Raw genomic sequence first — 13,540 nt, 5'->3', positions numbered from 1 at the left:
AACAAAAGTGGAGGATCATCAGATGCCAAGCGTCCAGGCCCGCCTGTTTCGTTTTGTATTGCAGCACCGTCATCTCTTGCGGTTTCAACGCAAGCGGAGAGCTGCCTTTGACTTCAACACCTCGATCGCCCAGTTTCGCGAAGACTGCGAAAAGGGCGCCCGGTTGCTCGGAAAGCTTCCTGACGGGGTCGAGGTAACGCCTTTTGACATCAAGGGCATACCGGCAGAATGGATTCGGCCAGCCACCGGCTTGGCCACTGAATCGGCCTTCGGACTGACCAAGGGATCGGCCAAGGAAGCGGCCAAAGGCTCTGTCAACGGATCGGCTTTCGGACAGGTAATCGGACAGTGGAGTAAACCGGAAAATGTAAATGGAAATGCCACGACAAACATGGCAGATGAGAAGCTCATCCTCTACGTCCACGGCGGCGGTTACGTGTCCGGCTCTTGCAGCGATCACCGAGCCATTGTCGCCAAGGTTGCCCAGAGCAGCGGGGTGACGGCATTGCTCTATGAGTACCGGTTAGCGCCTGAACATCCCTATCCCGCTGCCATTGACGACTCGGTGGAGGTCTATCGTTGGCTGTTGGCCCAGGGATTCTCACCCTCCAACATCGTCGTCTCCGGCGAATCAGCCGGCGGCGGTTTAACCTTGGCTCTGTTGCTCGCCCTCCGCGACCTGAGGGTGCCCCTTCCCGCAGCAGCCGTGGCCATCTCTCCTTGGGCCGATTTGGCCTGCACCGGCGATTCCTACCGGACGAAAAACGAGGTTTCCTTGGCCCCGTTGAACTCGTGGACGGTCTTCAGCAAATATTATGTCGGCGACAAGGACCCGCGCCTGCCCTGGATATCGCCGCTCTATGGGGACCTGCGGGGGCTCCCGCCCCTGTTCCTCAACGCCGGGGAAGACGATGAACTGTTCGACGATGCTGTCGCCTTCGCGAAAAAGGCGGAAACGGCCGGCGTCGATGTTTCCTTGCGGGTGGGGGAGGGAATGGTCCATTGCTATCCCTTCTTGCCTTCCTTTATCCCGGAAGCGCGGCAAGCCATGGATGAGATTATTGGCTTTATCAAAAAGCATCTGCATCATTGAGGCCAGAGAATCGTCTCATGGCTAAGGCGCATAATAACGAAGGAGATGGCAAGTCAACCCGAGGCAGGGTTGAAAAATAAGATCTGGCAACGATATAATAAACAGAAAACGTACGTATAAGAAAGGATTGAACATAACCATGGCGTTGGTGAATGAGAATTATCTTAAGCTTCCCGGAAGCTATCTGTTTTCCGAAATCGGCCGGAGGGTCAATCAGTTCAAAAAGGACAACCCCGAGGCCGACATCATCCGTCTGGGCATCGGCGATGTGACGCGTCCCCTTGTGCCGGCTGTCGTCGAGGCCATGAAAAAAGCGGTTGACGAGATGGGCCGCGCCGAAACCTTCCGGGGCTACGGCCCGGAGCAGGGCTATGATTTCCTGATTCAACAGATCATCGAGAACGACTACAAACCCCGCGGCGTTAACATCGGCATGGACGAGGTTTTTGTCAGCGACGGTTCCAAGTGTGACACAGCCAACTTCCAGGAGATCCTGGGCCTCGGCAACATCATCGCCGTCACCGACCCCGTCTATCCTGTCTATGTGGACAGCAATGTCATGGCCGGCCGCTCCGGCGTCTACAACGAAAAGGGCCAGTTCGACGACATCGTCTACCTGCCCTGCACGGAAGCGAACGGCATGAAGCCCGAGCTGCCGAAGACGCGGGTGGACATGATCTACCTCTGCTTCCCCAACAACCCTACCGGCATGACCATGACGAAAGAGGAACTGAAGCAGTGGGTCGACTACGCCCGGGAAAACAAGTCGATCATCCTCTATGACGCCGCCTATGAGGCCTTCATCCAGGAAGAGAACGTCCCCCGCAGCATCTATGAGATCGAAGGCGCCCGCGAGGTGGCCGTCGAGTTCCGCAGCTTCTCCAAAACGGCCGGCTTCACCGGCAACCGCTGCGCCTTCACCGTCGTGCCCAAAGAGGTCATGGCCTATGACAGCACAGGGAAAGCGTACAGCCTCAACGGCCTCTGGCTGCGCCGGCAGTCGACCAAGTTCAATGGCGTCTCCTATCCCGTCCAGGCGGCGGCGGCGGCCGTCTATACGGAAGCCGGCAAACAGCAGGTCAAGGAGAGCATCCAGTACTACATGGAAAACGCCCGGCTCATCCGCGAAGGCCTGATCGAGGCCGGCTACAAGGTCTTCGGCGGCGTCAACGCCCCCTACATCTGGCTGAAGACCCCCGACAACATGAGTTCCTGGGACTTCTTCGACAAGCTGATCAGCGTGGCCAACGTGGTCGGCACGCCCGGCGCCGGCTTCGGCGCCAGCGGCGAAGGCTACTTCCGATTGACCGCCTTCGGCACCCGGGAAAACACCATCAAGGCGCTGGAGCGGATCCGGACGAGGATGTAAGTCAACGCCCGGATATAAACCCACGCCCGGATATAAGCCGCGCGTTTAAATGTAAACTGGTTCGGACGTTAGGGATATTCATCTGCGACAGCATGAGTCAAACAATCAACCATAGAAAAGACAGAAAGCGACAGGGGGACGCTGAGGCATCCTCTTGTCGCTTTTTCCGTTTTGAATCAATGAAGCCCACGTTGCGTCGCCACAAACCAGTCGATCAACCGCTTGGCGATGCTAAAACTCGCTGGCAGCGGCGGCAGGTCGTCGACGGAGAACCAGCCGGCCTCCATGATCTCATCCGGGTCGATGGTGATCTCACCGGAGACGTACCGCGCTGTAAAGCCGATCATGAGCGAATCGGGAAAGGGCCAGGGCTGGCTGCCGAAGTATCGGATATGGTCGACATCGACGCCGACCTCTTCTTTGACCTCCCGCCGGACACAGTCCTCCAGCGTCTCCCCCGGCTCGACGAACCCGGCGATCACCGTGTGCCAACTGACGGCGGGAATCCGCTTGGGGCGCGCCAGCAGGAGTTGATCGCCCCGGGTGACAGCGACGATGATGGCCGGCGAGATCCGGGGATAGACGAGATGACCGCAGTTCTCGCACTGCAAGGCCAGTTCATGGGCGGCCATCTGCAGGCGACGTCCGCAACAGCTGCAAAACTGATTTTTCTTCAACCACGTCGAGATATGGAGCGCCCGTATGGCCAGCCAGAAAAGCTTGTCCACAACACGCCCATAGAGCCGCCGCAGGTCGATCAAGGAAAAGCCAGCCGGCGGCTCGGCAGCGCCGAGTGTGGCTACGTAACAATCATCCCGGTTGACCAAACCGATCGGAGTGACACCAGTCAGTTTCCCCTGCATGGCGTGAATATCCGCCTGTGTAGGGAATTTGACGTTATCTTCCGCCTCTTTGATGAGAAGCGTATTGTTGCAAAAGACAAACCAGCAAGGGCGTTTCATCTTATCGCCGCCTTCGTCGAATTGATGCTATCATATGTCATAGTAACATAATCCGTAGCAAAACAGTGCATCTCCCTAGCTCGACCTGTTGGTCGATGCCCTGACAACGTCGGCCACGGTCATCTCCGACAAGGCCGCCTCTAAGGTCAAAAAGATCGTTTTCGTTACGCATGATTCGGAGAGTCTCCTGTTGTGTTGATGGGACACCCTCTTTTGTGGCTAGGGGTCCGGATCCCGAACAAGTCAGTGGTGACGTGGAAGCTGAACAATGGCGATTTTGAGTGGTTTCAGAACGAGATCACTGAACTGGAATACAACACGACTGAGATGTATCCATAAAATTGTCCTTATTCGGCAGTCAAGGATCTTGGCTACAGCAACGGTGCGCGCCCAGCAACTGCGCCCCTGTCGTCCATGAGCCGCCCGGACGCCCGGATGCTACGCCAATGGCACAGCGACGGTTCTTCCCCCGCCAGGGGATAATCGAGTTGCCGAAGGGAAGATTATCACCAGCAGCGGGCTGCCGGAAAAATTGACAGCCCCTTTCGCCGGTTTTATACTAAAAATAGCATTCACAATTTCATCAGGGAGGTTACTATGAAAAAGACCGTCATCCTCAACCTGGCGAAACTGAACTATGACCACAAGATCGACCTGTCCCCCATCGCTGCGCTGACCACCGTCACCACCTATGATAGCAGCACGCCGGCCGAGATCATCGAGCGGCTGCAAGGCCAGGACATCGCCATCACCAAAGAACTGCCCGTGGGAAGGGATCTCATTGAACAGTTCCCCCCGTCGGTCAAACTGATCTGTGAAGCTGGCACCGGTTTTAACAACATCGACCTCGCCGCCGCTCGGGAAAAGGGTATCACCGTCTGCAACGTTCCTGGCTACAGCACGGAAGGCGTCGCCCACTTGGCGATCACCTTTATCCTCAACCACAGTTCCTCCCTGTCACGCCAGCAGATCATGCTCAGCCAGAAAAATTACGTCAACTTTACGGACTACTTGACGGTCCCCCACTTCGAGGTCAATGGCAAGACCCTCGGTGTCATCGGCGGTGGCGCCATCGGCCGGGAAGCGATGAAGGTCGCCGTCGCGCTGGGGATGCATGTCCTCGTCTATGACCCCATGCCGAGGGACTGGGGGAACGCCAGCATCCAATCGGCCAGCCTGGAGGATCTGCTCCGGCAGAGCGATTTCGTTACCCTCCATTGCCCCCTGACGCCGGAAACGCGGCACTTGATCAACAAAGAGCGCCTGAACCTGATGAAGCCCACGGCCTATCTCGTCAACACCTCCCGCGGTCCCCTTGTCAAGGAGATCGACTTGGTCGAGGCCTTGCAGCAGGGCAAAATCGCCGGCGCCGCCCTGGATGTGCACGAAGTGGAACCCCTGTCCCCGGACAGCCCCTTGTTTACACTGGACAATGTGGTCCTTACACCCCACATCGGCTGGCAGCGCCTGGAGTCACGGCAACGGCTGTTCAAGCTGATGGCCGGCAATATTGAGGCGTATCTAAAAGGGGCGCCTGTGAACGTAGTAAGTTAGAAAAAGGAGCAGAAGAATGTAGGGAGCCGCCTTTGCAGTAAAAATGCAAAGGCGGCTCTCACTATTGAAGGCTCGCTCTGATGTCGTTTATACTTTAAATTCTCCAACCACATGGGCCATTTTTTCGAAACTGTCTTTCGTAGAGGAAACGATATCGACGACGGCATTGGCCTTTTCCAATACATCGGTTGCCTTTTCAGCGATATGCTGGGTTCCGCTGGCAGACTCGTTGTTGGCGCAGGAAATCTCCTCAATCGCTTTCATCATGTTTTGGATGGATTCTGCTAGGACTTCGGCGGTTGTGCTGAAATCAGAGACAAGGGCATTGACGTATTCAGCATCCTTGTAGTATTGCTCACCCGTTTCCACTAAGGATACTAAGGATGTGTAATCTTTAATCACCTGAGTCTGGATGAAGTCTAGGACCTGTTGGGAACTTAAACAGAGGTTGTTGACCGATGCGATGAGTTGATGTGCCACATCTTGAATCTGCGTTACCGAGTTTTTGGAATCATCGGCTAGCTTCCGGATCTCTTCGGCGACAACCGAAAAACCTCGACCGGCTTCACCAGCTCGGGCGGCTTCAATAGCGGCATTCAAGGCCAGCAGGTGGGTCTGCGCGGTGATCTGCAAGATGGCGTCAGACAAGACACCGATTTGCTCAATGGCCTTCGATTGGGCGATGGCCTCACGCAATCGCGACTCCACTTCGGCGTGAGTGGAATGGGCAACCTGCTGGGACTGGATCGCCGTTGCCTTTAATTGTTCGGCCCGCCTGCTGATGGCGAGTACCGTCTCCGCGCCGGTTTGCGCTTTCTGGGCAATTGATAAAGCCGCCTTTTCAATCTCGGTCGAAGTGGCGTTCAGTTCTTCTGTTGATGCAGCCGTCTCCTCCATGCTGGCAGACAATTCTTCCGTCGCTGCGGAGATATCGGCAATATCTCCGTTTAGGGAAGTCATGTGTAGCTTTGCCGAATTCACCATGGTCGTCGATGTATTCGATTCTCCCATGATACTGTTGATGATTCTTTTGACGGAGCGTTGCATCCCATCGATGGACTGCGCCAACTGTCCGAGCTCGTCGGTTCGCTTCAGAAAATCAGCAGGAACAGGCTGTGTAAAGTCGCCTTTGGCGACAATTCCTAAATGATTCACGGCTAGGTGAATCGGTTTTACCACGGTAGATATGGCAAAGAATACGAGCGCCATCCCGACGAGGAGCAGAATAGCGGAAACGAAAAAAACGATGACTTTCAGCTTATTCAATCCGTCGAAAACTTCGGCCTCCGGCGCTGTTATGGCCAGTGACCAACCTGTTGAGTTCACAGGGGCGTAGCCCATGAATTTCGACAGGCCTTGGTATTCGTATCTGCCTGTGCCTGTTTTTCCCGCGATCATTTCCTCTTCAAGGGCGACCAGGGAGGCCAGATGGGGATCCGCTTTGAAGTTCTCCAGGTCATTATCCATGGTGAGGACGAGGTCTTTATTTGGATGGGCAATCGTGACGCCTTTTCCATTGATCATAAAAGCCTGGGTTGTATCGCTGGAATGAATCGAATTTGTGATCTCGGAGAGCTTATTGCCGTCGTAAAGGGCGATGAGGACGCCGACGACACGGTTGTTGTCCTTCACCGGTACGGCAATGGGAACGACCAGGGAACGGTCTTCCTGGCTGATCAGCGGATCCGAAACGGCATTGGACCCAGCGAGGGCTTTCTTAAAGTATTCTCTTTCTCCGATATTGCTCTCTTTCCCATTGGTGGAAAGCGACTTTCCATTCGGGTCGCTGAAAGCCATCATCTTATAACCGCGCCGTCTCGTTTCTGCCTCCAGGATAGCCATTTTGCTCTCAAGAGGCGCCTGTTCATTTTTCATGGTGTCCAACGCCGCAATCGTTTCGAGAGAGATGAAATTACTCTGTATTTCCTTTTCTACAATACTGGCCGATAGGGTGGCCATATCCATCAGTGAATCAGAAGTTTCAGATGTAAGTGTTGAAGCAAAGTTATAAAATAAGATCACTGAGATGCTTAAACAAAGGACCAGCAGGATCGCCCCAACAAGACTAATGATTTTTAATTTTACACTGTGAAACAAACGCATTTTATTGACCACCCTCATTCGCGTTCACCTGGATGAAAAACATACCATATTAGTGATATATTCGACCTTGTTGTCTTCTTTTTGGTACTGATTTATTGTTTAACAGTGCCTTCTCTAATGTCCATTGACAAGCGCGGAGTTACAAATTATTCAGTTGTAAAGTTATAATTATTATTTATAGACAAATAACTGTTCTGGTCGTAACTGATTTTATGCTGGGCAGAATGTAATAGCTCGATAAAAGTAGAAACGATCGTTGGATCAAATTGTGTTTCCCTATTTTTTTGTAACTCTTGGGCAGCCGCCTCGATCGTCAAGGGTTTCCGATACAGTCTTCGGCTCGTCATCGCGGAGAAAGCGTCTGTTACTTGGATGATCCGCCCCTCGATGGGTGTCTCTTCTCCTTTGAGGCCGAAGGGATAACCACGTCCGTCCCATCGTTCATGATGGTGCTTGATCGCGTCGATCACTTCTTGATGCAGCGCTTCGCCGTCGATAATATGCACACCGTCGATCACATGACGTTTTACAATGGCATACTCGCTAATGCTCAAAGGCCCCCTCTTTCGCAAAATGTGTGAACTGATCAGGACTTTCCCAATATCATGAAGCCAACCGGCGATTCGTAATCGTTCCGGTCTTGGATACCCGACATGCATCGCCAAAAGCACCGCATAATGGCCTACGCTTCTGCTGTGAATAAAGGTATAGATGTCTCTTTCAAAGAGAACGCGCAGCAGACTTTCGTACCGTGGTGTCAGAGCATTGGCCGTATGAATTTCTTCCGGTATCTCTTGGGGCTTGCACATTTTATGCAGGTACATTTGTTTGTCGGCGCGCTGCAGTAACTCTTCCATTGTAATGCCGTCAGCTGCTGAAGATCGGAACTCTCCTATAGAGAAGTCTAATCGAATCGGTTCAAGATAAGAGTCCGCAAACAGCCGAAGCTGATACAGCCGTTTCAGGAGATCTTGTTTAAATGTTACATTGAGATCCGCTCTTTCATGGAGGATAACGACAAATTCATCACCGCCTAATCGTCCAATAAGACCGTCCCATTTTTTCACCTCATGCCGTAAAAACGTGGCTACCTGGGTGAGGAGCTTATCTCCTGTTTTATGGCCGTAAATATTGTTTACTCGCTTAAAATCATCGATATCGATGACAAAAGCAGCCAAAGCAATGTGATCTGATAATAGCGCTTGACCCAACTGTAAGATGTAGGACAACGTATAGACATCGGTAAGAGGATCGCTCATTGGAACGATTGTATCTGAAGCAGAATGAGTGTGTTGTGCCATTGAAGTCCTGAATCCGTGAAGCGATAACCAGAATAAGCTCGAAATTCGACGCAAATCCCCGTATAATAGACAAAATTGAGTTTAATCGAGATAAGATAAACTCACCAACGGGGTGAATGGCATGAAGAAGTTTATTATCGAGCAATCGAACGAAGAATTAACGCCTGTATCTGGATTAGCCCTCGTGGGCGCGTTATTGAAAAAGTCTTCCTTGAAGTTACGGTTAGATAAAACCACGGTGCCCACCTGTTTGAATCCGGAAATCAGCCATAGTACGGTCGCCCTGTCCTATCTCGGCCTCCTCTGTCAGGGAAAAAACGATTTCGACGCCATTGAACTCGTCCGCGGAGATGACTTTTTCGAATATGCAAGTGAAAGTGGGATCAGGGTGCTTCACTGGCATCTCTCCTTGTGTTCAGCCGTTAGTGATTGTGTCAAAAAAGTGTTTTAGGCATCATCCCTTATATAAACCTATTTTGTAACGGGAATACATGGAAATTACTGATCTCATTATAGGATTAAAACATTGTTTTTGCAAGATCTTTATTAACAAAAACTGCTTGTGAGAAAAATTATTACTAGTAAAAATCCAAAATATTCATTTATTACAATAATGAGACATTGCAGAGAGCTTAACGATTTTAGATTGTGCTATAAAAAATAAGGGGTAAGCGTACATATGAGACCATGTGGTCTAGGAAGCGGCTTGGATAAGCCACAGGTGTTACCGCCCGCCCAGATTGGTGGACAGGGACAGGGAATCTGCACCGCGCTCCTTACAAAAAACACCCTTTTCGGGGTGTCAACTAACGTAAAGTCTGTTACAATAATTATGCTTTTTTGTGTGGACGCCCTTGGTGCTACTTGCCGGTAGTGCCTTACAGGGGCGTCTTTTTCCTTTCGTTTATCACAAGGGCTTCGGCGATTATAATCAGCAACTCTCGCTTAGGAAATCCCAGCAGTTTTGGACATTTTAGGATGGCGGAAACAGGATTTGCGTTGCTAATACGCAAAATCTGCAACTTTACAACAATTTAAAGCTTCTTATACACCGCTTGATGATATGATTGTTTTTGCAAAATGATAGCGTGACATGTCGGGTGAGAGGATACATATGGCGCCTTTTTTTCGGCTTTTTCACAAGGGCCGAGGCTTGTCGGTCCCCCTCATTCTATCCTTCCTTCTTCTGCTCGCCGCTTGCTTGACGGGATGCTCGTCCAAACTGTCGACAGCGCCGGAACCGGCAATTTCCCCGACGGCAAGCGCCCCGCTTCTCCGTGTAGGCGCTATCCCCAAAGAAGGGCCGGAGAAAACTCGCGATCAATTCCAGCCGCTCATGAACTATCTGGAAAAGAAAGTGGACGGCAAGATTGATTTTTATGTCGCCCATAGCTATCAGGGGATCATCGACAAGATGGCCGCCGGGGAATTGGACATTGCGCTCTTTGGCCCATTCTCCTACATCCTGGCTGCGGAGAAAGCGGGCGCGCGCGCGTTGCTTGCAGAGAATAAGATTGGGACGGGGAGCGTTTACCACAGCTTGATTGTGGTCCATCCCCAGAGCAACATTACAAATCTGGACCAGTTGGTCGGCAAAAAGATGGCCTTCGTCGATCATGCGTCTACTTCCGGCTGTTTGATACCAAAGGCCGCGTTGAAGCAAAAAGGCATTGACGCCGATAAAGATTTTTCTGAGGTTGTTTTTGCGGGCTCCCACGATGCGGCCCTGTTGGCGGTCAAAAGACAGGTGGTCGACGCGGCAGCAGTGTCCAGCAGCGTTGTCCGCAGCCTCCGCGAAAAGGGGATTGTTGGTGACAAGGATATACGAATTGTGTATACGTCAGATCCCATTCCCAGTTCGCTCTGGGCCTACCGGGAGGGTGTCGCCAAACCATTGGTGGATAAGTTCAGGCAAGCAATGAGCGCAGTGGATCAAGAAGCGCCGGAGGCCCTCGGTAGTTACGGCAGAGACGAAGTGCGCAGTTTTACACCTGTGGAAGACCGTGACTATGATATCATCCGGCAGACGGCGAAGTTGCTCCGCTTGGACCTGCAGGCGTATCAGTAGATGAGATGGGCTGACCTGAGACATCAGGTCAGCCTATTGATTTTCCCGTATGAAAAGGATCAATGAATTAGGCCCCTTTTTTCTGGGAGATCGCCGAAGCCGTTTGTAAGGAAAGGAGAAGGGCATCCTCTTCCAGAGGGCGGCTGAAATAATACCCCTGGATCCGATCGCATTTGCAGGCGGTCAGGAAGTCGGCCTGTTCCATATGTTCGACTCCTTCAGCAACTGCCTGAATCCCAAGCGCATGGGCGAGCTTGACGATTGTTTTGACGATAGCGGCGTTGTTCCCGTTCAGGTCATCGATGAAGCCCTTGTCCATCTTCAGCACATTGATGGGCAGTTGCCGGAGGTAATTCAATGAGGAGTAGCCGGTGCCGAAGTCGTCCAATGCCAGGCTGACGCCAACGTCCCGCAGTTGATTCAGCTTTTGCAGGGCCTGGTCAAAGGAATGGATGAAATGGGATTCGGTGATCTCCAGTTCCAGATGGGCCGGCGAGAGTTCCCTTTCCGCGAGGATCGTCGTCACATCCTCCACGAAGCCGGGGTCCTCCAGTTGGATGGCTGACACGTTGACACTGACGCGGCAGTCGGTCCAACCGGCGTCATGGAGCCGCCGGCAGAATTGGCAGGCCTGATCGAGGACCCAGCGGCCAATGGGAACGATGAGACCGCTTTCCTCGGCGACGGGGATGAACTCAGCAGGTGGAATGAATCCCTCTTCCGGACGCTTCCAGCGCAGCAAGGCCTCGAAACACTGGGGGCGGTTGTCTGTGGTCCTGATCTGTGGTTGATAGTGAACCATCAACTCTCCCCGCTGCAACGCCTTGTTCAGCAGGCCTTCCAGCAGGATCTGCTTCACTTGCGACTCATGCATCGCTGGCTCGAAGACGGCATAGCCGGGGAATGCCGCCCTTTTGGCATAGAACATGGCCGTGTCCGCCCGGTTGATCAGCACGTCAAGGTCGTCGCCGTGGTCGGGATAGCAGACGATGCCGATGCTCACAGTCACCGGAAAGGATTCATCACGGTACGTCACGGCGTAGGCGCTGTCCCGGATCAACTGCTCGGCCAGTTCTGTCGCCGCCGTACCGCAGATCCCTGGCGCATGGATGACAAACTCATCGCCGCCCAGGCGGTACGTCGACCCTTTGGCGCCCAGGATCTCGCCGAGGCGGTTGGCGATGGCCGCCAGCACCTGATCACCTGAGGCGTGGCCATGGAGGTCGTTCACCCGTTTGAAGTTGTTCAAATCGAGGAACATGAGCGCTCCCCTGGTGCCGGGTTGCGCCAGCGAAGGCGTTACCTGTTTGTACAAAAAAGCCCGGTTGGGGATGTTCGTCAAGGCGTCGAAGTAGGCCAACTGGTGTTTCTGTTCGTCATGCAGCTTCTGTTCTGTAATGTCTGTCAGCGAGCCGACCATGCGCAGGGGCTCTCTTGTTTCGGTAAAAACGGCTTGTCCCTTCGCGGAAACCCAGCGGCAACTTCCGGAGGGGCGGCAGATCCGGTATTCGCAGGCATAGGTGGGACTCATTCCCGAGAGGTGAGCGTCGAGGGCTTGCTTCCGTTGCCCGGCGTCATCGGGATGGATCCAATCGGGAAGCACTTCATGGTCAGCGGCGGACGGTGATTGAGGATGGCCGATGAGGTCGCTGATCCGGCTGGACCAGACGCAGACGCCCGTTTCAGCGTTCCAGTCCCAGATCACATCGTTGGACGCTTGCGCAGCCAGGCGGAAGCGCGCCTCGCTGTCCTGAAGTGCCTTGCGGTGGCTTAGGATCTGAGAGACCATCTCCTGAAACTTATCGAACAACCCCTGCACCTCCCGGCTGTGGAGGCATCGTGCCGGCCACAGCGATGGAAGGGCATCGGGATTTTCACCAAATTCCTCGAAGGCCCTGGACAGGGCGCTGAAGCCGAAGACGAGCGGGCGCAGGAGGAAGTACTGGGCGGTGAGGCTGCTTCCCAAGACAGCCAAGCCTAACAGCAGTAGCTTGTCGAGCAGTTCCTGGGTGCCCTGCTTCACATCGGCCAGGTAGATGCCGGTGCCGAGGTAGCATTCGATATCCGGCAGGCCGATGATGTAGGACAGTTTTTCCTGGTCTCGTTCCGAGGGTCCCCGCGACTGGTGATAAGACAGGAAGCCGCCGCCCGATTGGGCGATACGCACCAATTCCTTGGTCACAGAGACGCCGGCGCTGTCGCGCTGCTGCATTTGGTAAGTGCCGACGGTCTCGGGGTGGGAGAGTTCGACGAGGGGATACCCTTCATAGGTGCCGAAAAAGACACAGTTGGGGCCGGCCTGATCGTAGTAGACGAAGCGTTCTAGTATTTCCGTCGCTTGCCACCGCGCCTCGCCCAGGCTGATCTCGCCGCTGCGTTTCTTCGCCAGGATGGGCTCGATCGTCTGTTGGGCGAGGGTGACGATGTTCCTCACCTCTTCCTGACGGACTTGAGTGATGTCTTTTTCAAAGGAAGTGAAGAGGAGAAAAAGGGTGAGGAGAAAACCGGCAAAAATGGCGATGATCGAAGAGCCGAAACGGATGTAACTGTTGCGTATCCACATTTTCGTCAGCTTTTGAAACATGGGGCGATACCACCTTAGGTCTCTGCGGTCACGAGTATGAACAGTATAGACGATCTATTTTGCGGCAAGCGGCGTCGTATATAAAGGAATTGTTAATTGTTCGTAAAGATGTGGCAGCTTCAAGGCCGGTACGGCTGCTATCACACCCTCAATATTGACGTTGAGCGCAAACGGTTGAAGGAATTGGAACAGTTGATTCACCAGTGGGACGTCAACGCTTTCATCACCGTCTTGGATACGCGGACCATTCGGGGCGATCATTTTCGAGCGACGCGGAAGTAACATAGACGTGAGTTCAATAGCAATCGAGATTTTTTTTCCAACATGAAATGCGATCTTGCCTTTCTTTTGAAGATATTTCTGCAAATCAAAATATGCATTTATAAGCATATTTCCAAAATATTTTAATTTTTTTCACATCGCAGGCAGGGATTTGCGTGAACTTGTCAAATTATTTGAATCAAGTGATAGGGATGTCAAGTTTATTTTCGCGCGAACGAGTGACA

The 13,540-nt window shown here is 53.0% G+C and carries 10 protein-coding genes and 1 pseudogene; 7 read left to right on the top strand and 4 right to left on the bottom strand.

Going from position 1 to position 13,540, the window contains the following annotated elements:
- Nucleotides 1-22 precede the first annotated feature (22 nt).
- The gene (locus AC0CW1_RS11225) at nt 23-1,093 is read left to right on the top strand and encodes an alpha/beta hydrolase (RefSeq protein WP_488183134.1); all 1,071 of its coding nucleotides are present in this window, start codon (nt 23-25) and stop codon (nt 1,091-1,093) included.
- 139 nt (nt 1,094-1,232) lie between these two features.
- Nucleotides 1,233-2,462, top strand: a complete 1,230-nt coding sequence (locus AC0CW1_RS11220) for an LL-diaminopimelate aminotransferase (RefSeq protein ID WP_488183133.1) — start codon at nt 1,233-1,235, stop codon at nt 2,460-2,462.
- Between the two features lie 176 nt (nt 2,463-2,638).
- On the opposite strand, the gene nudC is transcribed toward AC0CW1_RS11220, so the two are convergent.
- A complete protein-coding gene (gene nudC, locus AC0CW1_RS11215) occupies nt 2,639-3,424 on the bottom strand; it encodes an NAD(+) diphosphatase (protein WP_488183132.1) in 786 nt (261 codons plus the stop codon).
- Nucleotides 3,425-3,622: 198 nt separating this feature from the next.
- On the opposite strand from nudC, the gene AC0CW1_RS11210 reads away from it, so the two are divergent.
- Together AC0CW1_RS11210 and AC0CW1_RS11205 are read left to right on the top strand one after the other, a co-directional pair.
- On the top strand, nt 3,623-3,763 hold the full coding sequence (locus AC0CW1_RS11210; RefSeq protein WP_488184142.1) for a DUF6920 family protein: 141 nt from the start codon (nt 3,623-3,625) through the stop codon (nt 3,761-3,763).
- Nucleotides 3,764-4,021: 258 nt separating this feature from the next.
- The gene (locus tag AC0CW1_RS11205) at nt 4,022-4,978 is read left to right on the top strand and encodes an NAD(P)-dependent oxidoreductase (RefSeq protein WP_488183131.1); all 957 of its coding nucleotides are present in this window, start codon (nt 4,022-4,024) and stop codon (nt 4,976-4,978) included.
- 87 nt (nt 4,979-5,065) lie between these two features.
- Here AC0CW1_RS11205 and AC0CW1_RS11200 read toward each other — a convergent pair whose 3' ends face one another.
- Nucleotides 5,066-7,099, bottom strand: a complete 2,034-nt coding sequence (locus AC0CW1_RS11200) for a methyl-accepting chemotaxis protein (protein WP_488183130.1) — start codon at nt 7,097-7,099, stop codon at nt 5,066-5,068.
- A gap of 128 nt (nt 7,100-7,227) precedes the next feature.
- On the bottom strand, nt 7,228-8,382 hold the full coding sequence (locus tag AC0CW1_RS11195) for an HD-GYP domain-containing protein (RefSeq protein WP_488183128.1): 1,155 nt from the start codon (nt 8,380-8,382) through the stop codon (nt 7,228-7,230).
- Between the two features lie 121 nt (nt 8,383-8,503).
- Here AC0CW1_RS11195 and AC0CW1_RS11190 point away from each other — a divergent pair.
- A pseudogene (locus AC0CW1_RS11190) lies at nt 8,504-8,752 on the top strand (IS1380 family transposase); the annotation flags it as partial.
- A gap of 744 nt (nt 8,753-9,496) precedes the next feature.
- Nucleotides 9,497-10,450, top strand: coding sequence for a phosphate/phosphite/phosphonate ABC transporter substrate-binding protein (locus AC0CW1_RS11185; RefSeq protein WP_488183127.1), 954 nt, complete (start codon nt 9,497-9,499; stop codon nt 10,448-10,450).
- Nucleotides 10,451-10,517: 67 nt separating this feature from the next.
- Here the strand turns inward: AC0CW1_RS11185 and AC0CW1_RS11180 are convergent, their stop codons facing one another.
- Entirely contained in the window at nt 10,518-13,034 is a 2,517-nt protein-coding gene (locus tag AC0CW1_RS11180; RefSeq protein ID WP_488183126.1) for an EAL domain-containing protein, read from the bottom strand.
- Nucleotides 13,035-13,130: 96 nt separating this feature from the next.
- Here AC0CW1_RS11180 and AC0CW1_RS11175 point away from each other — a divergent pair, with 96 nt between their 5' ends.
- Nucleotides 13,131-13,316: a DUF2179 domain-containing protein gene (locus AC0CW1_RS11175; protein ID WP_488183125.1), complete on the top strand. Its 186-nt coding sequence runs from the start codon at nt 13,131-13,133 to the stop codon at nt 13,314-13,316.
- Nucleotides 13,317-13,540: the final 224 nt, after the last annotated feature.

The organism is Heliomicrobium sulfidophilum (assembly GCF_057715735.1).
This window is presented reverse-complemented; position numbering and strand designations above follow the sequence as displayed.

Coding starts and splice junctions, on each gene's coding strand:
- AC0CW1_RS11185 (WP_488183127.1), top strand. CDS start 9,497: ATGGCGCCTTTTTTTCGGCTTTTTCACAAGGGCCGAGGCTTGTCGGTC.
- AC0CW1_RS11200 (WP_488183130.1), bottom strand. CDS start 7,099: ATGAGGGTGGTCAATAAAATGCGTTTGTTTCACAGTGTAAAATTAAAA.
- AC0CW1_RS11195 (WP_488183128.1), bottom strand. CDS start 8,382: ATGGCACAACACACTCATTCTGCTTCAGATACAATCGTTCCAATGAGC.
- AC0CW1_RS11180 (WP_488183126.1), bottom strand. CDS start 13,034: ATGTTTCAAAAGCTGACGAAAATGTGGATACGCAACAGTTACATCCGT.
- AC0CW1_RS11210 (WP_488184142.1), top strand. CDS start 3,623: ATGGGACACCCTCTTTTGTGGCTAGGGGTCCGGATCCCGAACAAGTCA.
- AC0CW1_RS11205 (WP_488183131.1), top strand. CDS start 4,022: ATGAAAAAGACCGTCATCCTCAACCTGGCGAAACTGAACTATGACCAC.
- AC0CW1_RS11220 (WP_488183133.1), top strand. CDS start 1,233: ATGGCGTTGGTGAATGAGAATTATCTTAAGCTTCCCGGAAGCTATCTG.
- AC0CW1_RS11225 (WP_488183134.1), top strand. CDS start 23: ATGCCAAGCGTCCAGGCCCGCCTGTTTCGTTTTGTATTGCAGCACCGT.
- nudC (WP_488183132.1), bottom strand. CDS start 3,424: ATGAAACGCCCTTGCTGGTTTGTCTTTTGCAACAATACGCTTCTCATC.